Annotated in this window: 17 protein-coding genes; 14 read left to right on the top strand and 3 right to left on the bottom strand. The window is 63.4% G+C overall.

All coding sequences use genetic code 11. The features are described 5' to 3' along the window. Positions 1-107 precede the first annotated feature (107 nt). The 5 genes from aceE (at position 108) to D6Z43_RS22195 (ending at position 9752) form a co-directional block, all read left to right on the top strand. Complete coding sequence (aceE, locus tag D6Z43_RS22215) at positions 108-2753, top strand: pyruvate dehydrogenase (acetyl-transferring), homodimeric type (RefSeq protein ID WP_120654189.1); 2646 nt, start codon at positions 108-110, stop codon at positions 2751-2753. Between the two features lie 11 nt (positions 2754-2764). Further along, positions 2765-4759 (top strand): dihydrolipoyllysine-residue acetyltransferase, encoded by a 1995-nt coding sequence (aceF, locus tag D6Z43_RS22210; RefSeq protein ID WP_120654188.1) that lies wholly within the window; start codon positions 2765-2767, stop codon positions 4757-4759. A gap of 258 nt (positions 4760-5017) precedes the next feature. After that, positions 5018-7714 carry an EAL domain-containing protein gene (locus D6Z43_RS22205; RefSeq protein WP_120654187.1) on the top strand — a complete coding sequence of 899 codons (2697 nt, stop codon included), beginning with the start codon at positions 5018-5020 and terminating at the stop codon, positions 7712-7714. 69 nt (positions 7715-7783) lie between these two features. Further along, positions 7784-8431, top strand: coding sequence for a peptide-methionine (S)-S-oxide reductase MsrA (msrA, locus tag D6Z43_RS22200; protein ID WP_120654186.1), 648 nt, complete (start codon positions 7784-7786; stop codon positions 8429-8431). Between the two features lie 40 nt (positions 8432-8471). Continuing rightward, entirely contained in the window at positions 8472-9752 is a 1281-nt protein-coding gene (locus D6Z43_RS22195) for an HD-GYP domain-containing protein (RefSeq protein WP_256660899.1), read from the top strand. A 20-nt stretch (positions 9753-9772) separates the two neighbouring features. Here the strand turns inward: D6Z43_RS22195 and D6Z43_RS22190 are convergent, their stop codons facing one another. Then, a complete protein-coding gene (locus tag D6Z43_RS22190) occupies positions 9773-10612 on the bottom strand; it encodes a 23S rRNA (adenine(2030)-N(6))-methyltransferase RlmJ (protein ID WP_120654185.1) in 840 nt (279 codons plus the stop codon). A gap of 136 nt (positions 10613-10748) precedes the next feature. Between D6Z43_RS22190 and D6Z43_RS22185 the strand changes: the two genes are divergently transcribed. The 4 genes from D6Z43_RS22185 to selO all read left to right on the top strand — a co-directional run bounded on the left by D6Z43_RS22185 (position 10749) and on the right by selO (position 19620). Then, positions 10749-12551, top strand: a complete 1803-nt coding sequence (locus D6Z43_RS22185; RefSeq protein WP_120654184.1) for an acyl-CoA dehydrogenase — start codon at positions 10749-10751, stop codon at positions 12549-12551. A 308-nt stretch (positions 12552-12859) separates the two neighbouring features. Further along, positions 12860-14602, top strand: a complete 1743-nt coding sequence (locus tag D6Z43_RS22180; protein ID WP_218569227.1) for a potassium/proton antiporter — start codon at positions 12860-12862, stop codon at positions 14600-14602. Positions 14603-14764: 162 nt separating this feature from the next. Next, complete coding sequence (gene mscK / locus D6Z43_RS22175; RefSeq protein ID WP_120654182.1) at positions 14765-18106, top strand: mechanosensitive channel MscK; 3342 nt, start codon at positions 14765-14767, stop codon at positions 18104-18106. A 53-nt stretch (positions 18107-18159) separates the two neighbouring features. Beyond that, positions 18160-19620, top strand: coding sequence for a protein adenylyltransferase SelO (gene selO / locus D6Z43_RS22170; RefSeq protein WP_120654181.1), 1461 nt, complete (start codon positions 18160-18162; stop codon positions 19618-19620). 71 nt (positions 19621-19691) lie between these two features. Here the strand turns inward: selO and D6Z43_RS22165 are convergent, their stop codons facing one another. Next, the gene (locus D6Z43_RS22165) at positions 19692-20393 is read right to left on the bottom strand and encodes an aspartate/glutamate racemase family protein (RefSeq protein ID WP_162945866.1); all 702 of its coding nucleotides are present in this window, start codon (positions 20391-20393) and stop codon (positions 19692-19694) included. Between the two features lie 250 nt (positions 20394-20643). Between D6Z43_RS22165 and D6Z43_RS22160 the strand changes: the two genes are divergently transcribed. The 5 genes from D6Z43_RS22160 (at position 20644) to D6Z43_RS22140 (ending at position 24957) form a co-directional block, all read left to right on the top strand. Continuing rightward, positions 20644-21618, top strand: a complete 975-nt coding sequence (locus D6Z43_RS22160) for a sulfite exporter TauE/SafE family protein (RefSeq protein ID WP_120654180.1) — start codon at positions 20644-20646, stop codon at positions 21616-21618. Positions 21619-21747: 129 nt separating this feature from the next. Next, entirely contained in the window at positions 21748-23025 is a 1278-nt protein-coding gene (locus D6Z43_RS22155) for a bifunctional O-acetylhomoserine aminocarboxypropyltransferase/cysteine synthase (RefSeq protein ID WP_120654179.1), read from the top strand. A gap of 67 nt (positions 23026-23092) precedes the next feature. Further along, positions 23093-23527, top strand: a complete 435-nt coding sequence (gene trxC / locus D6Z43_RS22150; protein ID WP_120654178.1) for a thioredoxin TrxC — start codon at positions 23093-23095, stop codon at positions 23525-23527. 89 nt (positions 23528-23616) lie between these two features. After that, positions 23617-24060 carry a YiiD C-terminal domain-containing protein gene (locus tag D6Z43_RS22145; RefSeq protein ID WP_120654177.1) on the top strand — a complete coding sequence of 148 codons (444 nt, stop codon included), beginning with the start codon at positions 23617-23619 and terminating at the stop codon, positions 24058-24060. Between the two features lie 72 nt (positions 24061-24132). Continuing rightward, positions 24133-24957 (top strand): universal stress protein, encoded by an 825-nt coding sequence (locus tag D6Z43_RS22140; RefSeq protein WP_120654176.1) that lies wholly within the window; start codon positions 24133-24135, stop codon positions 24955-24957. A 54-nt stretch (positions 24958-25011) separates the two neighbouring features. On the opposite strand, the gene D6Z43_RS22135 is transcribed toward D6Z43_RS22140, so the two are convergent. Continuing rightward, positions 25012-25776, bottom strand: coding sequence for a ParA family protein (locus D6Z43_RS22135; RefSeq protein WP_120654175.1), 765 nt, complete (start codon positions 25774-25776; stop codon positions 25012-25014). Positions 25777-25825: the final 49 nt, after the last annotated feature.

Here is a 25825-nt window from a genome sequence, read left to right as displayed (position 1 = left end):
AGCCCGGTTCTACCCCCGGTAACAAGAATTTCGCCGCGACCGCCCCACAAGGCCGGCCGTGACCACTGGCATCCGATTCTGGAAGCCTTTCCGCCCTGGAGCAAGCCATGCAAGACCTCGATCCCGTCGAAACCCAGGAATGGCTGGATTCCCTGGAGTCCGTACTCGACAAAGAAGGCGAAGACCGCGCGCACTACCTGCTGACCCGCATGGGTGAGCTGGCGACCCGCAGCGGCACCCAACTGCCCTACGCCATCACTACGCCGTACCGCAACAGCATCCCGGTAACCCACGAAGCACGCATGCCCGGCGACCTGTTCATGGAACGCCGCATTCGCTCCATGGTGCGCTGGAATGCCCTGGCAATGGTGATGCGCACCAACCTGAACGACCCGGACCTGGGCGGTCACATTTCCAGCTTCGCTTCCTCGGCAACTCTCTACGACATCGGCTTCAACTACTTCTTCCAGGCTCCCACCGAAGAGCATGGCGGCGACCTGATCTTCTATCAGGGCCACGCCTCCCCCGGCATCTATGCCCGCGCCTTCATGGAAGGGCGTATCAGCGAAGACCAGATGGTCAACTTCCGTCAGGAAGTGGACGGCAAGGGCCTGTCCTCCTATCCGCACCCCTGGCTGATGCCGGACTTCTGGCAATTCCCCACCGTATCCATGGGCCTCGGTCCGATCCAGGCGATCTACCAGGCACGCTTCATGAAGTACCTGGAAAGCCGCGGCTTCATCCCGGCCGGCAAGCAGAAAGTCTGGTGCTTCATGGGCGACGGCGAGTGCGACGAGCCGGAATCCCTCGGCGCCATCTCCATGGCCGGCCGCGAGAAGCTGGACAACCTGATCTTCGTCATCAACTGCAACCTGCAGCGCCTCGATGGCCCGGTTCGCGGCAACGGCAAGATCATCCAGGAACTGGAAGGCGTCTTCCGCGGAGCCCAGTGGAACGTCAACAAGGTGGTCTGGGGTCGCTTCTGGGACCCGCTGTTCGCCAAGGACACCAACGGCACCCTGCAACGTCGCATGGACGAAGTGGTCGACGGCGAATACCAGAACTACAAGGCCAAGGACGGTGCTTACGTCCGCGAAAACTTCTTCAACACCCCGGAACTCAAGGAAATGGTGCAGGACCTTTCCGATGACGAGATCTGGAAGCTCAACCGTGGCGGCCACGACCCCTACAAGGTCTATGCGGCCTACCATCAGGCGGTCAACCACAAGGGCCAGCCCACTGTCATCTTGGCCAAGACCATCAAGGGTTACGGCACCGGTGCGGGCGAAGCGAAGAACACCGCTCACAACACCAAGAAGGTCGATGTCGAGAGCCTGAAGCAGTTCCGCGACCGCTTCGACATTCCGGTCAACGACGCCGACCTGGAAAAGCTACCCTTCTTCCGTCCGCAGGAAGGCAGTGCAGAATACAAGTACCTGCATGAGCGCCGCGCCGCCCTGGGTGGCTATGTGCCGCAGCGTCGTGTCAACAGCTTCAGCATCCCGACTCCGCCACTGGAAACCCTCAAGGCCATCCTCGATGGCTCTGGTGATCGTGAAATCTCCACCACCATGGCCTTCGTGCGCATCCTGGCGCAGCTGGTCAAGGACAAGGAACTGGGCCAGCGCATCGTCCCGATCATCCCGGACGAAGCCCGTACCTTCGGCATGGAAGGCATGTTCCGCCAGCTGGGTATCTACTCCTCGGTCGGCCAGCTCTACGAGCCCGTCGACAAGGACCAGGTGATGTTCTACCGCGAGGACAAGAAGGGCCAGATCCTCGAGGAAGGCATCAACGAAGCAGGCGCCATGTCCTCCTTCATTGCCGCCGGTACCTCCTACAGCAACCACAACCAGCCGATGCTGCCGTTCTACATCTTCTATTCGATGTTCGGCTTCCAGCGTATCGGTGACCTGGCCTGGGCAGCCGGCGACAGCCGCGCCCGTGGTTTCCTGATCGGCGGCACCGCCGGCCGTACCACCCTGAACGGTGAAGGCCTGCAGCACGAGGACGGCCACAGCCACCTCATGGCGGCCACCATCCCGAACTGCCGCACATACGACCCCACCTTCGGCTACGAGCTGGCGGTGATCGTGCGTGAGGGCATCCGCCAGATGGCCGAAGAACAGCAGAACATCTTCTACTACATCACCGTGATGAACGAGGCCTACACCCAGCCGGCGCTGCCGGCAGGTGCCGAGGAAGGCATCATCAAGGGCATGTACCTCCTCGAAGAGGACAAGAAGGAAGCCGCGCATCACGTGCAACTGCTGGGTTCGGGCACCATCCTGCGCGAAGTCCAGGAGGCGGCGAAGATCCTCCGCGAGCAGTTCAACGTCGGCGCCGATGTCTGGAGCGTCACCAGCTTCAACGAGCTGCGCCGCGATGGCCTGGCAGTCGAGCGCCAGAACCGCCTGCACCCGGAACAGAAGCCGAAGCAGACCTATGTCGAGCAGTGCCTGAGCGGCCGCAAAGGCCCGGTCGTGGCCTCTACCGACTACATGAAGCTGTTTGCCGACCAGATCCGCCAGTGGGTCCCGAGCAAGGAGTACAAGGTTCTCGGTACCGACGGTTTCGGCCGCAGCGACACCCGCAAGAAACTGCGCCACTTCTTCGAAGTGGACCGTTACTGGGTGGTCCTGGCAGCCCTGGAGGCCCTGGCAGACCGCGGCGAGATCGAACCCAAGGTTGTGGCCGAGGCCATCGCCAAGTTCGGCATCGATCCTGAAAAACGTAACCCGCTGGACTGCTGAGGAGACGCATTGTGAGTGAATTGATTCGCGTACCCGACATCGGCAGCGGCGAAGGTGAAGTGATCGAGCTGTTCGTCAAGGTTGGCGACCGCATCGAAGCCGATCAGAGCCTGCTGACCCTGGAGTCCGACAAGGCCAGCATGGAAATCCCGGCCCCCAAGGCCGGCGTGATCAAGAGCCTGAAGGTCAAGCTGGGCGATCGCCTGAAAGAAGGCGATGAGCTTCTGGAGCTGGAAGTCGAGGGTGCCGCTGCTGCGGCGCCCGCACCGGCTCCGACTACTGCACCCGCTGCCGAAGCGAAAGCCGCCGCCCCTGCCCCGGCTGCCGCACCTGCGGCAGCCAGCTCCAGCGTGCAGGACATCAAGGTTCCAGACATCGGCTCGGGCGGTACCGCCAAGGTCATTGAAGTTCTGGTGAAGGCCGGCGACACCATCGAAGCCGAGCAGTCGCTGATCACCCTGGAATCCGACAAGGCCAGCATGGAGATTCCCTCTCCTGTAGCCGGTGTAGTGGAGAGTGTCGAAGTCAAGTTGGATGCCGACGTCGGCACCGGCGACCTGATCCTCAAACTGCGCGTTGCAGGTGCAGCTCCGGCTGCTGCGGCGCCTGCCCAGGCTGCTGCACCCGCTGCCGCACCGGCAACTGCCGCCGCTCCGGCCGCAGCCCCTGCGCCGGCAGCCACCGCCTCGGTGCAAGACGTCAAGGTTCCGGATATCGGCTCGGCCGGCAAGGCCAAGGTCATCGAAGTTCTGGTGAAGGCCGGCGACACCATCGAAGCCGAGCAGTCGCTGATCACCCTGGAATCCGACAAGGCCAGCATGGAGATCCCCTCTCCCGCCGCAGGCGTGGTGGAGAGCGTCGAGGTCCAGCTGGACGCTGAAGTCGGCACCGGCGACCTGATTCTCAAGCTCAAGGTTGCGGGCGCTGCTGCTCCGGCTCCGGCCGCCGCACCTGCTGCCCAACAACCTGCGCACCGCGTACCTGAGGGTGCCCACCCGGTGGCTGCCGCCGAAGTCGCTGCCATCGCGGCCCTGGCTGCCGCTGCGGCGAACACCACCGGCGTACCGGCGCGCTCCAGCGGTGCCAAGGTCCACGCAGGTCCGGCGGTTCGCCAGCTCGCCCGCGAGTTCGGCGTCGAACTGAATGCAGTACCGGCCACCGGCCCCCATGGCCGCGTGCTCAAGGAAGACGTACAGGCGTACGTCAAAGCCATGATGCAGAAGGCCAAGGAAGCTCCGGCCGCGGCCTCCGCCGGTGCAGCCGGTGGCGCTGGCATCCCGCCGATCCCGGCGGTGGACTTCAGCAAGTTCGGCGAAATCGAAGAAGTGGCCATGACTCGCCTGATGCAAGTCGGTGCCGCTAACCTGCATCGCAGCTGGCTCAACGTGCCGCACGTGACGCAGTTTGACTCGGCCGACATCACCGAGCTGGAAGCCTTCCGCGTGGCCCAGAAAGCAGTAGCAGAGAAGGCCGGCGTCAAGCTGACCGTCCTGCCGCTGCTGCTCAAGGCCTGCGCCTACCTGCTCAAGGAACTGCCGGACTTCAACAGCTCCCTGGCTCCCAGTGGCAAGGCGCTGATCCGCAAGAAGTACGTGCACATCGGCTTTGCCGTGGACACCCCGGACGGCCTGCTGGTACCGGTGATCCGCGACGTCGACCAGAAGAGCCTGCTGCAACTGGCCGCCGAGGCCGCCGAACTGGCGGAGAAAGCTCGCACCAAGAAGCTGTCCGCCGATGCCATGCAGGGTGCCTGCTTCACCATCTCCAGCCTCGGCCACATTGGCGGCACCGGCTTCACGCCGATCGTCAACGCGCCGGAGGTGGCGATCCTCGGTGTGTCCAAGGCCGCGATGCAGCCGGTCTGGGATGGCAAGGCCTTCCAGCCGCGCCTGATGCTGCCGCTGTCGCTTTCCTACGATCACCGCGTGATCAACGGTGCCGCCGCCGCGCGCTTTACCAAGCGTCTCGGTGACGTGCTGGGAGATATTCGCACCATGCTGCTGTAACTCGTTGTAATTCGCGAGCACGCCACGCTCGTACCTCAACCCCGCCCCCCTGAGGCGGGGTTTTTTTTGACCACTCGAAGCCCCCTGTGCGCAAGCCGACTGTGCGACCGCGCACAATTTCCATCCGCCGTTTTCCACTCGCGAACTGCACCGTGCGGCATGCTTGCCAGTGCCATCATCATGATGCACCCTTGCCCGATGCTTTGAAGAAGTAGGCCGGCCCCTCTACCGGTCAGAGAAGTGGAAGCCCAGCGCCCGATGAAGAGCCATCCCGATGCCGCCAGCCGTACGGTGGCCGAGATAGTGACGCAGTTGCCCGTCCCCTCGCGACTGGGCCTGATGCGTTTCGAGCGGCTCAACGAGGCCAGCTGGGCGATGCTTTTCCTCGACCCGACTTGCGAGCGCGCCTTCGGCCTTCCGGCCAGCGAACTCTGTGCCCTGATCGACGCACCCTATGCCAGCCTGATGGAGCCGGAAAGTCGCTATCGGCTGCATGACGAGGTGCAACTGCAACTGGCCGAGCACCCCCATTACTCCATCCAGTACACCCTGCATTCGCCCAACGGCCCCTTGCGCCTGCAGGAAGTTGGCGAGTCGTTCCAGCAGCACGGACGTCAACTGCTGCGTGGCTACCTGCTGGTGGCAGGCGAAGCACCCGAACAAAAAGAGCGGCTGAAGAACCTTGATCTGGAAGCCCAGAACAGCCGACTACGCACTTCTCTGGAGCTCTATCAGCGTTCCCAGGACGACCACCTGCAACACCTGATCCGCTCCCGCGCCCAGCAGAGCCTGATCGTACGCCTGGCGCGCCATCGCTACAGTTCCAGCAACCCGGCTCAGGAAGCTGCACAGCTGATTACCCAGGCTGCCTGCGAGGCCTACGATGTGGCCCGTGTCGGCATCTGGCTGTTCGACGGCATCCAATTGAGCGCGGTCAGCCTGTTCCGTCGCGACCAGGATCACCACGAGCACCCGAGCGCGATGGAAATGAGCCAGTTCCCGCGCTACCTCGAAGCGCTGCACAGTGGCCGTGCCATCGATGCCCACAATGCCCAGAGCGACCCGCGCACCAGCGAGCTGGCCAGGAGCTACCTCAAGCCGCAGGGCATTACCGCAATGCTTGACGCCAGCATCCGTATCGGGGGCGAGGTTGTCGGCGTGCTCTGCCTGGAACACATCGGTGCTCCAAGGGTCTGGCAGACCGATGAGATTGCCTTCGCCGGTGAGCTGGCCGACCAATTCGCGCAAGTGCTCGTGAACCAGCAGCGACGCCACGCCACCAGCGCCCTGCACCTCTTCCAACGCGCCGTGGAACAGAGCGCCAGCGCCTTCCTGCTGGTGGATCGCGACGGCCTGGTGGAGTACGTCAACCCGAGCTTCACCGCCATCACCCAGTACAGCGCCGATGAAGTACACGGCCGTCGCCTTTCGGACCTGCCAGCCCTGGAAAACCTCAGCGAGCTGCTGTTCGACACCAGTTCGGGCCTGGCCGCCTGCAACAGCTGGCAGGGCGAGTTCCGCAGCCGGCGCAAGAACCTCGAGCCTTACTGGGGCCAGCTGTCCATTTCCAAGGTGTTCGGTGAAGACGGTGAGCTCACTCACTACATCGGGATCTACGAGGACGTCACCCAGAGCAAGCTAGCCCAGCAGCGCATCGAAAAGCTGGCCTACACGGACAACCTCACCGGCCTCGGCAACCGCCCCTATTTCATCCGTACCGTCGAAGAGCGCTTCAACAGTGACCGCGATACGCCCCTCTGCCTGCTCCTGGTGGATATCGACAACTTCAAGCGGATCAACGACAGCCTCGGCCACCAGACCGGTGACAAGCTACTGGTGAGCCTGGCGCGGCGCCTGCGCAACAGCCTGAGCCCGAGTGGCATCCTCGCGCGTTTCGCCAGTAACGAGTTCGCCGTGCTGCTCGACGGGGCCGACCTGGAAAACGGCCAGAAGATTGCCGCCCAGGTGTTGCAGACCCTCGACAAACCACTGTTCGTCGACAACCAGCTGATCAGCGTCACCGGATCCCTTGGCCTTGCCTGCGCACCACTTCACGGGCGCGACCCGCAGACTCTGATGAAGCACGCAGGCCTCGCCCTGCACAAGGCCAAGGCCAACGGCAAGCACCAACTGCAGCTGTTCACCGAAGCGCTGAATGCAGAAGCCAGTTACAAGCTGTTCGTCGAGAACAACCTGCGCCGCGCCCTGGCACAGAACGAGCTGGAAGTCTTCTACCAACCCAAGCTCTGCCTGAAGACCGGCCAGTTGCTCGGCATGGAAGCCCTGCTGCGCTGGCACCACCCGGAAAAGGGCATGATCAGCCCGGACCAGTTCATCAGCGTGGCGGAAGAAACCGGCATGATCATCCCCATCGGCAAATGGGTGATCCGCGAAGCCTGCCGCATGAGCAAGCGCCTCGCCGCCGCAGGACTGGGCGATCTGCAGGTGGCGATCAACCTGTCGCCCAAGCAATTCAGCGACCCCGACCTGGTAGGCTCCATCGCCGCCATCCTCCACGAAGAACAGTTGCCGCCGAAGCACCTGGAGCTGGAACTCACCGAAGGCCTACTGCTGGAAGCCACCGACGATACCCGGCATCAACTCAATGACCTGAAGAGCCTGGGCCTGACCCTGGCCATGGATGACTTCGGTACCGGCTACTCCTCACTGAGCTACCTGAAGAAATTCCCCATCGACGTGATCAAGATCGATCGCAGCTTCATCAAGGACATCCCTGAGAACCAGGACGACAAGGAGATCACCTCCGCCGTCATCGCCATGGCCCACAAGCTCAAGCTCAAAGTGGTCGCCGAAGGCATCGAGACCGCCGCCCAGCTGGGTTTCCTCCGCCGCCAGCATTGCGATGTGGGTCAGGGTTATCTGTTCGACAAGCCGATTTCCGGCAAGCACCTGTTCGAAAACCTCGGTCGTTACCCCTGCCGCAAGGGCACTTGAACAGCCGTTGAAAAACGACTGTGCAATCGGAGTAACATCGGGATTCATTGAATCCCGAGGAGACGGCTGATGGTCCTGCGTTCGCAAATACTCGCCCACAAACTCGAGCTGCCCAGCGCCGCTCAGGCCCTGCCAGGCCGCGAGACGCCAATGCCGGTGCCCGACAGTCACTACGTCAATGGCCGCCCGCTGCAAGGCCCCTTCCCCGCCGGCTTGCAAATGGTGCAGTTCGCCCTGGGTTGCTTCTGGGGCGCTGAAAGGCGCTTCTGGCAACAGCCGGGGGTCTGGACGACGGCCGTTGGGTATGCAGGCGGCCTCACCCCGAACCCCACCTACGACGAAGTCTGTTCCGGCCTGACCGGGCACACGGAAGTGGTACTGGTGGTGTTCGATCCGCAAAAAACCAGTTTCGACGAACTGCTGAAAGTCTTCTGGGAATCGCACAACCCGACCCAGGGCATGCGCCAGGGCAACGACGTCGGCACCCAGTACCGCTCCGCCATCTTTTGCTATGACGAAGACCAACTGACCGCTGCCAGTGCGAGCCAGGAGCGCTTCCAGGCGGAACTGGAGCATTCCGGATTTGGCACCATCACTACCGAAGTCCGCGAGGCGCCCACCTTCTATTACGCCGAGGCCTATCACCAGCAATACCTGGCGAAGAATCCCGGCGGCTATTGCGGCCTGGGTGGCACCGGCGTGTGCATGCCAGCCTGAAGAAGGGCAGACGGGGCGGTTACCGAAGGATTAGACTCGAGTGGCCAGTCGCCACCAGTTACTCGGTATGCCGTCCCGACATCACTACATCCAACCCGAACAACTCTGCATCGGCCTGTACATCCAGTTGGAGCTGGGCTGGTGGGAGCACGACTTCGCGTTCAGCAACTTCAAGATCAAGGACGACGCACAGGTTCGGGCCCTGCAGGCCCTCGGCCTGAACCGGCTGCGCTACGACCCGACGCGTAGCGACTGCGAGCCCTTGCCGCCACACGCCGAGCAGGAATCACCGCCCCCGGCGACAGTCGCTGACGACCCGGAAGCCCAGGCGCGTCAGGTTCGCAGTGAAAAGCTCCGCCAGTTACGCCAGCGGGTGGCCGAGGTGGACCGTCGATTCATCCAGGCCAGCCAGCAGGTCAAGACGCTCAACCAGACGTTGCGCAGCCGGCCGGAAGAGGCCGTGAAGCAGGCCGGGGCAATCGTCGTCGACCTGGTCGACACCCTGCTCGGCGGCCCCGGCGCGGTGCTCCACAGCATCACCGGCAAAGCTGCCGAAGACAGCTACTTCCACGCGCTCAACGTCACGGTACTTGCCCTGTTGCTGGGCCGTCAGCTCGGCCTGGATGCCGAGGCCTGCCACAGCCTGGGCCTCGGCGGGCTTCTGCATGACATTGGCAAGATGGAGGTTCCGAGCAAGGTACTGCTGAAAAGCGAGCCTTTGACCAAGGCAGAGCAACAGTTCCTGCAACTGCACACCGACTTCGGCCTGCGCATGGGGCAACGGCTGATGCTGGACGACGAGGTACTGCGCATCATCCACGAGCACCATGAGCGTTGCGACGGCAGCGGCTATCCACGCGGCCTGAAGGAAGCGGGCATTGGCCGGCTGAGCAAGCTGGTGGCCATCGCCAACCAGTTCGACAACCTGTGCAACCCACTCGACCCGCGCAGCGCCCTGAGCCCCCATGAGGCGTTGGCGCTAATGTTCAAGCAGCAGCGTGCGCATTTCGACGAAGTAGCGCTGAAGGCTTTCATTCGCGCCATGGGCGTCTATCCACCGGGCAGCCTGGTGCAATTGGATGACGACCGCCTGGCATTGGTATTGGGCGTGAATCCGTCTCAGCCGCTGAAACCGACGCTGGTCGTCCACGATCCGGATATCCCGAAGCAGGAGGCGCTGATCCTGGACCTGGAGCAGGAACCTCGCCTGGCCATCGCCCGCAGCCTGCGCCCGTCACAACTACCGCTGGATGTGCTGGAGTACCTCAGCCCACGCCGGCAGCTGACCTACTACATCGAACCTCAACCAGGCCGCGGCTGATCAGCGGCGGCCCGACACATTCACTCTTCGATCAACCAATCCAGCTGCCAGCCGCCCTTGCTCTGCGCCAGGTGTTCCGCGAGCCACGGCAGGGTCTGGCGCAGCTCGTCCTCGATGCCCCACGGCGGGTTGGCGATGGCCAGCCCGGAACCATTCAATCCGGAGTCTGCAGTGTCGGTCGCGTGCACCCGCAGCTCCACGCGCAGCAGCTTGGGCGCGCCGCTGGCCTGCAGCCCCTGATAGAAGCGCCGGAGCTGGCGCTGGTCCTTGATCGGATACCAGATGGCAACCACGGTCTGACGCATGCGGCCAATGGCTTCCTTGAGCGCCGTGACGCAGCGTTCCAGCTCATCCGCCTGTTCGAACGGCGGATCGATCAGCATCAGCGCGCGCTTTTCCGGCACCGGCAGCAGTGCCCGCGCCAGGTGCCAGCCCTCGCCCAGGTGCACGGCGACCCGACGGTCGCCTGCCATGTTGTCCTTCAGCAGCTGGCCGTCTACCGGATGTTTCTCGTTCAGTTGCAGGCGGTCCTGGGGTCGGGTCAGGCGCCGCGCTAGCTCCGGAGAGCCCGGGTAGTAGCGCAGACTACCGTCCGGGTTCAGCTCATGGATCACCCGCAGGTAATCAGCCATGGGCGCGGGCAGGTCGGGCAAATCCCAGATACGACCGATGCCTTCGCGCCATTCATCGGTGCGACTGGCCTGGTCGCCCAGGAGGTCATAGAGACCAACGCCGGCGTGGCTATCGAGGACGGCGAAGGGAGCCTCCTTGCGCGACAGCAGCGCGATCAGACGGGCCAGGGTGAAGTGTTTGAGCACGTCGGCATGGTTGCCGGCGTGAAAGGCATGACGGTAGTTCATGGGGAATCCTCGCAAGGCGCGCATTCTACCAGCCAGCGCCCAATCACGGCTTCACCCCCTTTATCACGCTCATGGATGTTGCTAGGCGCCTTTCATTCACCGACCTAGACTCGGCTGATTCCACCGGAGAGCCACCATGTCCGAGACCCTGCTCAGTTCCCGCAACCTGGCCTTCGAACTCTACGAAGTCCTGGACGCCGAAGCCCTGACCCAGCGCGAGCGGTTCGCCGATCACAATCGCGAAACCTTCGACGCCGCCCTGGGCACCGCCCGCAGCATCGCCGAGAAATTCTTCGCCCCGCACAACCGCAAGGGCGACGAACAGGAGCCGGAGTACGTCGACGGCGCCGCCACTCTCATCCCGGAAGTAAAACCTGCGGTAGACGCCTTCCTCGAGGCCGGCTTCCTCAACGCCACGCGTAGCTTCGAACAGGGCGGCATGCAGCTGCCCACACTGCTGTCCCAGGCCTGCTTCGCCCATTTCCAGGCGGCCAACGTCGGCAGCTCGGCCTACCCCTTCCTGACGATGGGGGCGGCCAATCTGATCGAAAGCTTCGGCAGCGATGAGCAGAAGCAGCGCTTCCTGCAGCCAATGATCGACGGCCGCTTCTTCGGCACCATGGCCCTGACCGAACCGCACGCCGGCTCGTCGCTGTCGGATATCCGCACTCGCGCGGAGCCTGCCGCAGATGGCACCTACCGCATCAAGGGCAACAAGATATTCATCTCGGGCGGCGACCACCCGCTGTCGGAAAACATCGTCCACATGGTGCTGGCCAAGCTGCCGGACGCACCGCCCGGCGTGAAGGGCATCTCGCTGTTCATCGTGCCCAAGTTCCTGGTCAACGATGATGGCTCCCTTGGCAAGCGCAACGATGTGATCCTGGCCGGCCTGTTCCACAAGATGGGCTATCGTGGCACCACATCAACTGCATTGAACTTCGGCGATAACGGCGATTGTGTCGGCTACCTGGTAGGCAAACCCCACGCCGGCCTGTCCTACATGTTCCAGATGATGAACGAAGCACGCATTGGCGTCGGCATGGGCGCGGTGATGCTCGGCTACGCCGGCTACCTCTACTCCCTGGAGTACGCCCGCGAACGTCCCCAGGGTCGCCTGCCGGACGGCAAGGACCCGACCTCGCCCCAGGTGTCGATCATCCAGCACGCCGATGTGCGCCGCATGCTGCTGACCCAGAAGGCCTACGTGGAAGGCGCCTTCGATCTCGGCCTGTACTCCGCGCGCCTGTTCGACGACACCCAGACCCTGGCCACCGAAGAGGAACGCCAGCAGGCTCACGAGCTGCTCGACCTGCTCACTCCGATCGTCAAGTCCTGGCCTTCGGAGTTCTGCCTCAAGGCCAACGAACTGGCTATCCAGATCCTCGGCGGCCACGGCTACACCCGCGAGTATCCCGTTGAGCAGTACTACCGCGACAACCGCCTGAACCCGATCCACGAAGGCACCCACGGCATCCAGTCCCTCGACCTGCTGGGCCGCAAACTGGCACAGAACAAAGGCGCCGGCCTCAAGCAACTGACCCGAATGATCCAGGGCTGCTGCGAACGTGCCGCCGAATACGAGTCGTTGAACGCCCTGCGCCAGCCGCTGGAACACCTGCTGGCGCGCCTGTCCAACGTCACCCTGGCGCTGCTTGGCGACCTGATGCAGGGCAAGGTCAACCAGGCGCTGGCCAACTCGGCGCTGTACCTGAAGGTCTTCGGTCACACCGTGATTGGCTGGCGCTGGCTCGAACAGGCGATCCGCGCCGAACAGGGCCTGGCCCGAGGCAACGCGGCAGACATCGACTTCTACCAGGGCAAGCTGCAAGCCGCGCGCTACTTCCTCACTTGGGAAGTACCCAGCTGCCATCATGAACTGGCCCTGCTGGAAGCCCGCGACGACACTTGCCTGGCGATGCAGGACAACTGGTTCTAGCCCTTTTTCCAGGGTTCTTCATGCCCCGCGCACATGCGGGGCTTTTTTATTGCGCGTAGCAAAACATCGCAAACGGCCGTGCAAGACGGATCGGAATTCCTGCCGTCGCAACTCCGCTAACGCACTCTTCTCGGACGCTTGCCTCGCTTCCGGGGAACCTCGACCCACTTCTCCTGCCCAAGGGCTTCCCGACGCTGGCAAGAACCCTGCATGAAATCTTGCAGGGCCTTGCCACCGGCAGGTTAGAATTCCTCGGCATGCGCCCCTGCATGCCGTTTTTCCATCCCCCCATTTGCAAGGAGCCGCCAGTGGATGCCACCACCGTCAATAGCCTGTTCCTGATCGGCGCGGTGCTGGTAGGCATGAGCATTCTGGTCAGCGCCTTCGGATCTCGCTTCGGCGTCCCCATCCTGGTGGTGTTCCTCGTGGTTGGCATGCTCGCCGGCAGCGACGGCCCCGGCGGTATCGTCTTCAACAACTATTCCCAGGCCTATCTGGTCGGCAACCTGGCGTTGGCGATCATCCTGCTCGACGGCGGCATGCGGACCCGCGCGGCCACCTTCCGGGTGGCACTCTGGCCCTCGCTGTCCCTGGCCACGGTCGGTGTGCTGGTAACCGCCGGGCTGACCGGCGTCGCGGCCGCCTGGCTGTTCAACCTGAGTACCCTGGAAGGTCTGCTGATCGGCGCCATCGTCGGCTCTACTGACGCCGCGGCGGTCTTCAGCCTGCTCGGTGGGCGCGGCCTCAACGAGCGCGTCAGTGCCACCCTGGAAATCGAGTCCGGCAGCAACGACCCCATGGCCGTGTTCCTCACGGTAACCATGATCGAGATGCTCGCAACCGGCCAGAGTGGCTTCAGCTGGACCTTCGTCGTTCACATCATCCAGCAGTTCGGTGTCGGCACCGTGATGGGCTTCGCCGGCGGCTGGTTGATGCTGCAAATGATCAACCGCCTGACCCTGGCCAACGGCCTCTACCCCCTGCTGGTGGTTGCGGGCGGCCTGCTGGTGTTCGCCCTGACCAACGCCGTGCATGGCAGCGGCATCCTCGCGGTGTACCTGTTCGGCCTGTTCCTCGGCAACCGGCCCATCCGTTCGCGCCACGGCATCCTGCATATTCTCGATGGCCTGACCTGGCTGGCACAAATCGGCATGTTCCTTGTGCTGGGCCTGCTGGTGACACCCCACGAACTCTTCCCGATCATCCTGCCGGCCCTGGGCCTGGCCCTGTGGATGATCGTGATCGCCCGGCCGCTGTCGATCTTCCTTGGTCTGGCGCCGTTCCGCGCCTTCCATGACCGCGAGAAGGCCTTCATCGCCTGGGTCGGTCTGCGTGGCGCGGTGCCCATCATTCTGGCGGTATTCCCGCTGATGGCCGGGCTTCCCAATGCCCAGCTCTTCTTCAACGTTGCCTTCTTCATCGTGCTGGTCTCGCTGGTGCTGCAAGGCACCAGCCTGCCCTGGGCGGCCAAACTCCTGCGCGTGACCGTGCCGCCTGAGCCTGCGCCCATTTCCCGGGCCGGCCTGGAAGTACACCCCACCAGTGAGTGGGAGCTGTTCGTCTACCGTCTGGGAGCCGAGAAGTGGTGCATTGGCGCCGCCCTGCGCGAACTGAAGATGCCTGAAGGCACACGCATCGCTGCACTCTTCCGCGGCAAGGAACTGCTGCACCCCTCGGGCAGTACCACCCTGGAAGCCGGCGACATCCTCTGCGTAGTCGGCCATGAGCATGACCTTTCAGCGCTGGGCAAGCTGTTCAGCCAGGCACCACAGCGGGGTCTGGACCTGCGTTTCTTCGGCGACTTCGTCCTGGAAGGCGACGCACAGCTATCCGCAGTGGCTTCGCTCTACGGCCTCAAGCTCGGCGAACAGGACGGCCAGCAGCCTCTTGGTCGTTTCATCGCCCATGAAATCGGCGGCGAGCCGGTGGTTGGCGACCAGGTGGAGTGGAACGGCCTGACCTGGACCGTTGCTCTGATGGAAGGGAACAAGGTGCGCAAAGTAGGCGTCAAATTCCCCGAAGGTCAGAGCCGACCGGGGCTATTCCTCTAGGGAAACCCTCAAGGACGGCACTTTCAGGTCTAGGCCCCCGCCATGGAAACCATGGGGTTCGCCAATACGCGCCCCGGATCACAACCGCTCGTGCCCGGCAGCCCCGCAAAGGCCGTCGTGGCATATCATTAGCCGCATTCGAACCCGAGCTGCCCGATCGCGATGATTGCTTCCTTGCGCACCTTTTTCGCTGCCGCCCTGCTGGGCGTCTGCCTGACGCCGGCCTACCTGCAAGCCGCCACCCCTGCCACCCCCGGCTTGCCCAAGCCGGCCGCCGCGCCTGCCGAGAGCAAGACCGCTGGCGCCGAAACCGTGGCCAAGCCCTCGATCGAGGAGCAGACCCAGTCCTTCATCTCCAGCAAGCAGGAGAGCGAGCAGGCCCTCGCCGCCCTCAAGCGCCAACTGGAGAGCGCTCCCCGTCTTGTCGGCGAATCCCAACGTGAACTCGCACGCCTGAAGACCAGTCCGCCGGTACCGGTGAAGGAGCGCTACGGCAAGTCCGAACTCGGGCAGCTGGAAAAGCTGCTGGACAGTCGCAGCAGCGAGCTCGCCGAGCTGCAGAAATCGCTGACCGAAGCCAACAGCCTGATCATCACCTCCCAAACCCGCCCGGAGCGGGCCCAGGCCGAGATCAGCAGCAACCAGTCGCGCACCCAGCAGATCAACGCCACGCTCAAGTCCGGCAAGGAGGCGGGCAAGACCATCAGCGAAGAACAGCGCAGCCTGCTCAATGCCGAGCTTGCCGCCCTGGCCGCTCAGACCGAACTGCGCCGCGAGGAGCTCGCCGGTAACAGCCTGCTGCAGGATCTCGGCAACAGCCGCCGCGACCTGCTCATGGAGCGTATCCGCCGACTGGAACAGGAAACCCAGGATCTGCAGTCGGTGATCAACGAGATGCGCCGGGAAAGCTCGGAGCAGACGGTGGCGGAACTCGCCCGCGACGCCGACAAGGCCACGCCGGACAGCGTGGTGGCGAAGGAAAGCGCCATCAACCTGAAGATGTCCGACTACCTGCTGCGCTCCACCGACCGCCTGAATGAACTGACCCAGCAGAACCTGCAGACCCGCCAGCAACTGGACAACCTCAGCCAGGCCGATCAGGCCCTGGAGGAGCAGATCAGCGTGCTCAAGGGCAGCCTGCTGCTGGCCAAGATTCTCTACCAGCAGAAGCAGGCCCTGCCCCATCTGCACCTGGACACCAACCTGGCCGATGAGATCGCCGACATCCGCCTCTACCAGTTCGAGCTGAATCAGCAGCGCGACAAGCTGGGCAATCCCCAGGCCTACGTCGACAGCCTGCTCGCCGATCAGCCGCCGGAGCAGGTCACGCCGGAATTGCGCACCACCCTGACCGACCTGGTTTCCACCCGCAGTGAGCTGCTCGATCGTCTGAGCCGCGAGCTGAACAACCTGCTGAACGAATCCATCACCCTGCAGCTCAACCAGAAGCAGTTGCAGGAAACGTCCCAGGCCCTGCGCAACACCCTCGACGAGCAGATGTTCTGGATTCCCAGCAACAAGCCGCTGGACCTCAACTGGCTCAAGTCCGCCCCCCACCTGCTGGAGCGCCAGCTGGTCGATATGCCCTGGGGCGCGGGCGTGCGCGAACTGGGCGAAGGCCTGGTGGACCGCCCCTGGCTGTTCTTGCCCCTGTTGCTGGTAATCGGCGGCCTGCTGTGGAAGCGCCGCTACCTCTACGCCAAGCTCAACGAAATCAACCAGGACGTCGGCCACTTCAAGCGTGACAGCCAGCTGCACACGCCCATGGCACTGCTTCTCACGGTGCTGTTGGCCCTGCCGGTCAGCCTGTTCTTCGTCCTTTGTGGCTTCGCCCTGCAGATCGACGCCCGCGGCCAGAACGCCACCCTGGGGGCGGCCCTGATGGAGATGGGTCAGGCCTGGATGGTGTTCTACACCCTCTACCGCATCCTCGCCCCGGGCGGAGTCGCCGAGCTGCACTTCCACTGGGACCGCCCGCAGGTCGCGTTCCTGCGCAGCCAGATCCGTCGCCTCGGCGGCGTGGTCATGGCGCTGGTAGCCATAGTCACGGTGGCCGAACACCAGCCGGCCGCCCTCGCCGACGACATCATCGGCGTACTCGTGGTCCTCAGCTGCTATGCCCTGATGACCCTGGTACTGAGCAACCTGCTGCTCGCCGAACCGATGCGCGAGCAGACCTCGCCCTTCCGCCTGCTGATCGGCGTCGCCTTCACCCTGCTGCCGCTGGCGCTCATCGTCGCGGTGGGCTTCGGCTACTACTACACCTCGCTCAAGCTCACCGACCGCCTGATCACCACCCTTTACCTGCTGATCCTCCTGCTGCTGGTCGAGGCCACCTTCGTTCGCGGCCTCGCCGTGGCGGCGCGGCGCCTGGCTTACCAGCGCGTGCTCGCCAAGCGCCAGGCGCAAACCAAGGAAAACGCCGAGGGCGAGGAAGTGGTGGTGGAAGAGCCGGCCCTCGACATCGAGAAGGTCAACCAGCAATCGCTGCGCCTGATCCGCCTGGCACTGCTGGGCGTGTTCATTACCGGCCTGTACCTGGTCTGGGCCGACCTCATCAGTGTGTTCGCCTACCTTGATCAGGTCACCCTATACCAGTACTCCAGCGGTACCGGCGACGCCGCCACCCTGGTACCGATCAGCCTGCTCGACGTTCTGGGCGCGCTGATCATCGCCGGCATCACCACGGCGCTCGCGCGAAACCTGCCGGGCCTGCTGGAAGTGCTGGTGCTGTCGCGACTCAAGCTGGCCCAGGGCAGCGCCTACGCCACCACTACGCTGCTGTCCTACGCCATCGCCGGCATCGGCTTCGTCAGTGCGCTGTCCACCCTCGGGGTCAGCTGGGACAAGCTGCAGTGGCTGGTGGCCGCGCTTTCCGTCGGTATCGGCTTCGGCATGCAGGCAATCTTCGCCAACTTCATTTCCGGCCTGATCCTGCTGTTCGAGCGCCCGGTGCGAATCGGCGACCTGGTGACTATCGGCACCGTCACCGGCACGGTGAACCGAATCCGCATTCGCGCCACGCACATCACCGACAGCGACCGCAAGGAAGTGATAGTGCCTAACCAGATCTTCCTCACCAGCCAGTTGATCAACTGGACCCTCACCGACACCGTCACCCGGATCGTGCTCGAGTACAGCGTCAACCGCAGTAGCGACCTCGACCTTGAGCTCGTGCGCAAACTGCTGCTGCAAGCCACCCAGGAGAACACGCGGGTGCTGCGCGACCCGGCGCCCACTGTGCAGCTGAAGACCTACGGCACGTCCACCCTGGACCACGAGCTGAAGATCTACGTTCGTGAACTCAGCGACCGTGGCCTGGCCACCGATGAACTGAACCGACGCATCGACGAGCTGTTCAAGGAACATGACATCAACACGTCCAGTACGCCGAAGATGGACATCACCCTCTCTCGCCGGAGCAAGAAGCAGGTCGAGGAGGCAGAGGAAGCAGTCGACGAGGTGACGATCAAGGGCAAGACCCCGGTTCCGGAGGCCAGGTGATCCGCTTTGCCTGCGTACTTCCAGCCTGCACTGCGGCATGACAAGCTGAACCCATGAAAAAACTCGACGAGCTGAACTTCGACAACCGCTTCGCCCGCTTGGGTGACGCCTTCTCCACAGAGGTGCTGCCTGAACCCCTCGCCGAGCCGCGCCTGGTGGTTGCCAGCCCGGCGGCAATGGCCTTGCTCGACCTGGACCCGACCGTAGCCGAAGATCCGGTGTTCGCCGAAGTCTTTACCGGGCATAAGGTCTGGGCGGATGCCGAGCCACGGGCGATGGTCTATTCCGGCCATCAGTTCGGCGTCTACAACCCGCGCCTTGGCGACGGTCGCGGCCTGCTGCTGGGCGAGGTCCTGAACGAGGCGGGCGAACACTGGGACCTGCACCTCAAAGGCGCCGGGCAGACGCCCTATTCGCGCATGGGCGACGGTCGCGCAGTGCTGCGCAGCTCCATACGTGAATTTCTCGCTAGTGAGTACCTCAATGCCCTGGGCATTCCCACCACCCGCGCGCTGTGCGTGACCGGTTCCTCAACGCCTGTATACCGGGAGACCTGCGAAAGCGGCGCAATGCTGCTGCGCCTGTCGCCCAGCCATGTGCGCTTCGGCCACTTCGAGTACTTCTACTACACGCGGCAACACGAGCAGCTTGAAGCCTTGGGCCGGCACGTCCTCGAATGCCACTTCCCCCACTGCCTGGAACAGGAGCAGCCCTGGGCCGCCTTCTTCCGCGAAGTGCTGGAGCGCAATGCCGAGATGATCGCCCTCTGGCAGGCCTATGGCTTCTGCCACGGCGTGATGAACACCGACAACATGTCGATCCTGGGCATCACCTTCGACTACGGCCCCTACGCCTTCCTCGACGACTTCGACGCCAACCATATCTGTAACCACTCCGACGACGGTGGTCGCTACAGCTTCAGCAACCAGGTGCCCATCGCCCACTGGAACCTGGCCGCACTGGCCCAGGCGCTGACGCCCTACATCGAAGTTGAACAGCTGCGGGAAACCCTCAACCTGTTCCTGCCGCTCTACCAGGCGCACTACCAGGACCTGATGCGCCGCCGCCTGGGCTTCACCTCCGCCGCCGAAACGGACGACGCACTGGTGCAGCGTCTGCTGCAACTGATGCAGGGCAGCGCGGTGGACTACAGCCAGTTCTTCCGCCGCCTGGGAGATGAGGCGCCCGAACAGGCGCTGAAAAGGTTGCGGGAAGACTTCGTCGACCTCGCCGGCTTCGATGCCTGGGCCGCCGAGTACCAGGCTCGCTCGGCGCAGGATGGTGACGACCAGCAAGCGCGCCGTACACGAATGCATGCAGTGAACCCCAAGTACGTGCTACGCAACTACCTGGCCCAACGTGCCATCGAGGCCGCCCAGCAGGGCGATTACGCCGAAGTGCGCCAACTGCATGCCGTGCTTTCGCGCCCCTTCGACGAACAACCAGGCATGGAACGCTTTGCTGAGCGCCCGCCGGAATGGGGCAAGCACCTGGAGATCAGCTGTTCGTCCTGAGCCGCGATCCCTGTAGGAGCTAGCTTGCTAGCGAACGGCGGTTTTTTCGCCAGCAAGCTGGCTCCTACAAATCATGGCTGGCGACCCAACATCCACTCCAGGCCCATCGCCACATGTCGCTCGGCGCTGTCCACCAGCGGCAGTGGCGAGGCGCAGCCGTCCAGCAACAGACCGATTTCGGTACAACCGAGGATGGCGGCCTGCGCGCCCCGCGCCTTCAACTGGGCCAATTGGTCGAGGTAGAAGCTTCGGGCAACAGGCAGGAACTGACCCACACAGAGCTCCTGGAAGATCACCCGGTCGATTTCCACCATCGCCTCAGCGTCGGGCACCAACACCTGGATGCCGAAGTTACGATCCAGGCGCTCGCGATAGAAATCTTCCTGCATGGTGAAGCGGGTGCCCAGCAGGGCCGCGCGCTCGACGCCCCCCTCACGCAGCGCCCCGCCAACGGCATCGCCAATGTGCAGCAGCGGGATATCCACAGCCTGCTCGACGGCCGCAGCGACCTTGTGCATGGTGTTGGTGGCCAGCAGCAGGGCCGTCGCACCGGCCCCTTCCAGCCCCCTTGCGGCTTGCGCCAGCACCTCGCCAGCGGCATCCCACTCTCCCGCCTTCTGCTGCGCGGCGATCTGCGCGAAATCCACCGAATGCAGCAGCAACGGCGCAGAATGCAGTCCGCCCAAGCGATCACGAACACCGCGATTGAGCAGTTGGTAGTAGGTCACCGTGGACTCCCAGCTCATTCCGCCCAGCACACCCAGCATGCGCATGAAACCCACTCCCCTGACAAGAAAGCTCCAGACTAGTCCAGGCTCGTCGCAAGTCGGGAATACAGTTGCCAGGAAACGGGGAGATACAGACCGGGCAATTCCGACGCGGCATGATCGCAGCGCCTGCTTCTTACAAAATGGAATATAAACCTGCACAAATCTTCTTAGACTCTCTAAGCAAAGCCAATTATCTTCAGCCCCCTGCTTATTCCAGCCTGTTCTACCACCCACTGTCAGGCGCTGTGCCCGCATGAAGATTCGCGACCTCGATCTCAGCCAGAGTTCGATCAACACCGAACACGAAGCGCTGGGAATCCCGCCAGTCGAAGATTTCGTTTCCCACCCCGACGACCACCCGGTCCTGCGGGCTGCAATGTGGGCGGCGATCCTCATCCTGGCGGGCCTGCTCGGTTTCCTCGCCTGGCGTCTGTTCTTCGACAATGGCGGCAATAGCGGCTTCGAAATCATCGAGAACGCCCTGACCAGCAGGGGCTTCTGGAGCGCGGTGGCCGTAGGCTTCTTCGCCCAGGTCATCGATGGTGCCCTGGGTATGGCCTACGGCATCACCGCCACCACCTTCCTGCTCAGCACTGGCGTCTCTCCCGCCGCGGCCAGCGCCAGCGTGCACATCGCCGAAGTCTTCACCACCGGCCTGTCCGGCATTTCCCATGTGAAGCTGGGCAACGTCAACAAATCCCTGTTCCTGCGCCTGCTGCTGCCAGGCATCATCGGCGCCGTACTTGGCGCAGTGCTGATCACCCAGTTCGATGGCGCTGCACTCAAACCCTTCATCTCCGCCTATCTGCTGCTGATGGGCCTGTACATCCTGAGCAAGGCCTACCGCCATGTAGCCAAGCGCAAAGCGCCCAAGCACGTGGCCAAGCTTGCCCTGTTCGGTGGCTTCGTCGATGCCGCTGGCGGTGGTGGCTGGGGCCCGGTGGTCACCAGCAGCCTGATCGGCTCGGGCACCGACCCGCGCACCACGATCGGTTCGGTGAACTTCGCGGAGTTCTTCCTGACCATCTCCAGCGCGACTTCCTTCATCCTCCTGGCCGGCGAACCGGATACCTGGAAGATGGTCGCCGGCCTGGTCTTCGGCGGTCTCTTCGCAGCCCCCCTCGCCGCCCTGCTGTGCAAGAAACTGTCGCCGCGCACCCTACTGATCATCGTCGGCTGCCTGATCACCCTGATCAGCGCCTTCAATATCTACAAATCGCTGTCCTGATCGCGACAACGATCCAAGTACAGAAGCAAATGTTCTAGCTCCGGCCCCTGTCAGTCCTTTCGACGGATTGACCGGGGCCGGCGTGTTTTCACATGCTGCGTGCCTCTAACTGCCGAAGGAACGCACTGCATGAAACCGGAAACCCTCGCCGTCCACGCCGGCTACAGCCCCGACCCGACCACCAAGGCCGTGGCAGTACCGATCTACCAGACCACCTCCTACGCTTTCGATGACACCCAGCACGGGGCAGATCTGTTCGACCTCAAGGTGGCCGGCAACATCTACAGCCGGATCATGAATCCCACAAACGACGTGCTGGAAAAACGTGTGGCGGCGCTGGAGGGCGGCGTTGGCGCCCTGGCAGTCGCCTCTGGCATGGCCGCCATCACCTATGCCATCCAGACCCTGGCCGAGGCCGGCGACAATGTCGTCTCGGTGGCCAAGCTCTACGGCGGCACCTACAACCTCTTCGCGCACACCCTGCCACGCTCAGGCATCCAGGTGCGCTTCGCCGCCCATGACGACATTGCTGCCCTGGAGGCGCTTATCGATGAGCGCACCAAGGCGGTGTTCTGCGAATCCATCGGCAACCCGGCGGGCAACATCGTCGACCTTGCAGCCCTGGCCGAGGCGGCCCATCGCCACGGCGTGCCGCTGATCGTCGACAACACCGTAGCCACGCCAATCCTCTGCCGCCCCTTCGAGCATGGTGCGGACATCGTGGTGCACTCGCTAACCAAGTACATCGGTGGCCATGGCACCAGCATTGGCGGCATCGTCGTCGACTCTGGACAGTTCCCCTGGGCCCGGCACAAGGAGCGTTTTCCGCTCCTCAACACGCCAGACCCGTCCTACCACGGAGTCACCTACACAGAAGCCTTCGGTCCCGCTGCCTTCATCGGCCGCTGCCGCGTTGTGCCGCTGCGCAACATGGGCGCGGCCTTGTCGCCGTTCAACGCTTTCCTGATCCTCCAGGGCCTGGAGACTCTGGCCCTGCGCATGGAGCGTCACACCAGCAACGCGCTCGAAGTCGCCAAGTTCCTGCAAGCGCACCCGCAGGTGGCCTGGGTGAAGTACGCCGGTCTGCCGGATCACCCTGAACACGCCCTGGCGCAGCGTTATACCGGCGGCAAACCGGCCTCCATCCTCAGTTTTGGCATCCTCGGCGGCATTGAGGCCGGTACACGCTTCATCGATGCCCTGAACCTGGTGGTGCGCCTGGTGAACATCGGCGACGCCAAGTCCCTGGCCTGCCACCCGGCCTCCACTACTCACCGCCAGCTCAACGAAGAAGAACTGGCGCGGGCGGGAGTGAGCCGTGACATGGTGCGCCTGTCCATCGGTATCGAACATATCGACGACATCCTCGCCGACCTGACTCAGGCCCTGGACGCCTCCCGCAGCTAACCGCCCAGGACTTGATTTCTGCCGGTCCCGGCTCCAGATCAGGGGCAATCCCGATCTGGAGTCGACCATGACCGATCCCCTGCTCATTCCCTGCGCCCAATGCGCCGGGCTGAACCGCATCCCCGCCGCCCGCCTGGGCGATTCCCCACGCTGCGGGCACTGCAAGAGTGCCGTACTTCCCGCCACCCCCTTCGACCTGAACGAAGCCGACTTTGCCAAACAGCTGCGTGGCGACCTGCCCCTGCTGGTGGATGTCTGGGCCGACTGGTGCGGCCCCTGCAAGTCCTTCGCCCCCATCTACCAGCAGGCCGCCAGCCAGCTCCAGGGCCGCTGCCGCCTGGGCAAGCTGGACAGCGAAGCCAATCGCAATCTGGCCGGCCAATTGAACATCCGCTCCATCCCGACACTGATCCTGTTCAAGGACGGCAAGGAAGTCGCCCGGCAGAGCGGCGCTTTACCTCTGGCACAGCTGCTCGGCTGGCTCAGCGCACAAGGCGTCTGATCACTCCGGTCAATGCGTCTGGCCGTCCCGGTCATTGCCGGGACGGTCAAGGTCGCTAGGCTCTGTGAGTCCCCACGTCGGAGCCCGCCATGTCCATGCCCATCGAACTGGTTCGCCAGTTGACCGAGGAACAGATCGCTTTCGTCAAACGCAGTGGCCTCAAAGCCGAGCTCCTGGAGCCCGGCCACGTGCGCTTGCGCATGCCATTCAAGGGCAATCAGAACCACATCGGCACCCTCTACGCAGGTGCGCTTTTCACACTGGCCGAAGTGCCCGGTGGAACCCTGTTTCTCAACAGTTTCGACAGTCGTCGCTTCTACCCCATCGTGAAAGAAATGAACCTGCGCTTCCGCCGCCCGGCCAAGGGGGACATCACGGTGGACGCCCGAATCGACCAAGCGGAAATCGAACGTGTCCAGCGGGATGCCGAGGCAAACGGCAAGGCGGAGTACTGGCTGGAGCTGCAATTGCTGGACGCCGGTGGTGAAGTCGTCGCCGAGAGCCGCGGGCTCTACCAGATGCGGGCCTATTGACAGCCTTGCGCTGGATCAAATGCTGTCACGGCGAAAGACCGCAGAGTGTGGGCTTCACAGGAGGCCCACACCATGTTCCAGCACATCCTGGTCGCCCACGACCTCAGCCACGAAGCTGACATCGCCCTGCACCGCGCCATCCAGCTCGCCCGCCAACACGGTGCACGCCTCACCTTGCTGCATGTGCTCGAGGACCATCTGCCCAACGCGGTGCAGAGCAACCTGCGCGACGCCGCCCAGCACTACTTCAACGAGCATCTGGCGCGACTTGGAGCCGAAGACTGCCAATTGCTTCTGCGCAAGGGCCGCCCAGCCCAGCAGATCCTCGAGGAAATGGGCGACATCGGCGCCGACCTGCTGGTGATCGGCCGGCACCATCACAACGCACCGGAACTGTTCATCGGCACAACGCTGGAGCGCGTCGCCCGTCATCTGGCCGCGCCTTTGCTGCTGGTAGTGGGAGAACGACCGGAGCGGCCCTATCAGAACGCCGCAGTGGCCCTGGATTTTTCCCTGTGCGCCTGCGACGCCCTGCGTATGGGGTGCACCCTGGTACCTCGCGACGCCCAGCTCGTCGCGATCAACGTGATGGAACTGGGCAACCGTCTTCTGTCGAAAAGCAACAGTTCAGCCGACTTCCTCGCCACCCAGCGAGAACTGCTGGAGAATGTTCTGGAAGACGAGCTCTCCGGACTCTCGGACGAGGTGCCAGCCGTGGCGATTGAAGTAGTGAGCGGAGCCCTGCCCCGAGCGCTTGACGAAGCTATTTCAGCGCATTCCCCGCAATTGCTGGCTCTCGGCAGCCATGGGCGCAGCCTCATATCGCAGGCGCTTCTGGGCAGCCTTGCCCTGCGCTACCTGCAAAACCCGCCTTGCGACCTGTTGCTGGTCAAATAACACATTCGCCCCGGCAAGCCGGGGCGAATGAGATGACCTGCGCTTCCACCTGCTTCAACTTTCCAGCAGATCGTGCAGTTCGACGAACTGCTGGGTCAGCTTGTGCCGTGGTTCGAGGAAGATCAGTGGTTTGCACGCCTGATGCGATTCGCGCATTTTCACCGACATCATCAGGTTCACCGGAAGTACCGGCAGCCCTTCCTCCAGCAGCTCATCCAGCAGTTGTTGGGGCAGCGACGCACGCGGCTGGAACTGGTTGACCACGATGCCTTCCACCTCCAGCCCCTCGTTGTGGTCGTCTCTGAGCTCTTCGATTTCTGCTAGCAGCCCGTAGAGCGCGTTACGGGAGAAACTGTCGCAATCAAAGGGAATCAGGCAGCGATCAGCGGCGATCAAGGCGGAAACCGTATAGAAGTTCAAGGCTGGCGGGGTATCCAGATAGATCCGGTCGTACTCCCCATCCAGGTCCTCCAGCAACTTCCGCAGCTTATTGATCTTGTGCTTGGCCTCCAGCTTGGGCTGCAGGTCGGCCAGTTCCGCCGTGGCGGTGATCACATGGAGGTTGTCGTAGGGCGTCTCGTAGATATCCACCTTGCCCTTGCGAAAGGCAGTAGCCGACAGCGTCTGCTTGAAGAAGTCGGCAATACCCATGGGGATGTCGTCGCCGGTCAGGCCGGTCAGGTAGTGCGTGGAGTTGGCCTGGGCATCCAGGTCGATCAGCAGGGTGCGATACCCCTGTGAAGCGCTCACCGCTGCCAGGTTGCAAGCAATGCTGGACTTACCCACTCCGCCCTTCTGATTGAAAACCACGCGCCGCATTGCACACCTCCCGGAACCAGATAAGTACCGGATTCTATGCAATGCCCAT

Source organism: Pseudomonas sp. DY-1 (genome assembly GCF_003626975.1).
Lineage (GTDB): Bacteria > Pseudomonadota > Gammaproteobacteria > Pseudomonadales > Pseudomonadaceae > Metapseudomonas.
The sequence above is the reverse complement of the archived record's forward strand: the minus strand, read 5'-3'. Positions and strand labels throughout refer to the sequence as shown.

Coding starts and splice junctions, on each gene's coding strand:
- aceE (WP_120654189.1), top strand. CDS start 108: ATGCAAGACCTCGATCCCGTCGAAACCCAGGAATGGCTGGATTCCCTG.
- D6Z43_RS22205 (WP_120654187.1), top strand. CDS start 5,018: ATGAAGAGCCATCCCGATGCCGCCAGCCGTACGGTGGCCGAGATAGTG.
- msrA (WP_120654186.1), top strand. CDS start 7,784: ATGGTCCTGCGTTCGCAAATACTCGCCCACAAACTCGAGCTGCCCAGC.
- D6Z43_RS22190 (WP_120654185.1), bottom strand. CDS start 10,612: ATGAACTACCGTCATGCCTTTCACGCCGGCAACCATGCCGACGTGCTC.
- D6Z43_RS22185 (WP_120654184.1), top strand. CDS start 10,749: ATGTCCGAGACCCTGCTCAGTTCCCGCAACCTGGCCTTCGAACTCTAC.
- mscK (WP_120654182.1), top strand. CDS start 14,765: ATGATTGCTTCCTTGCGCACCTTTTTCGCTGCCGCCCTGCTGGGCGTC.
- selO (WP_120654181.1), top strand. CDS start 18,160: ATGAAAAAACTCGACGAGCTGAACTTCGACAACCGCTTCGCCCGCTTG.
- D6Z43_RS22165 (WP_162945866.1), bottom strand. CDS start 20,393: ATGCGCATGCTGGGTGTGCTGGGCGGAATGAGCTGGGAGTCCACGGTG.
- D6Z43_RS22160 (WP_120654180.1), top strand. CDS start 20,644: ATGAAGATTCGCGACCTCGATCTCAGCCAGAGTTCGATCAACACCGAA.
- D6Z43_RS22155 (WP_120654179.1), top strand. CDS start 21,748: ATGAAACCGGAAACCCTCGCCGTCCACGCCGGCTACAGCCCCGACCCG.
- trxC (WP_120654178.1), top strand. CDS start 23,093: ATGACCGATCCCCTGCTCATTCCCTGCGCCCAATGCGCCGGGCTGAAC.
- D6Z43_RS22145 (WP_120654177.1), top strand. CDS start 23,617: ATGTCCATGCCCATCGAACTGGTTCGCCAGTTGACCGAGGAACAGATC.
- D6Z43_RS22140 (WP_120654176.1), top strand. CDS start 24,133: ATGTTCCAGCACATCCTGGTCGCCCACGACCTCAGCCACGAAGCTGAC.
- D6Z43_RS22135 (WP_120654175.1), bottom strand. CDS start 25,776: ATGCGGCGCGTGGTTTTCAATCAGAAGGGCGGAGTGGGTAAGTCCAGC.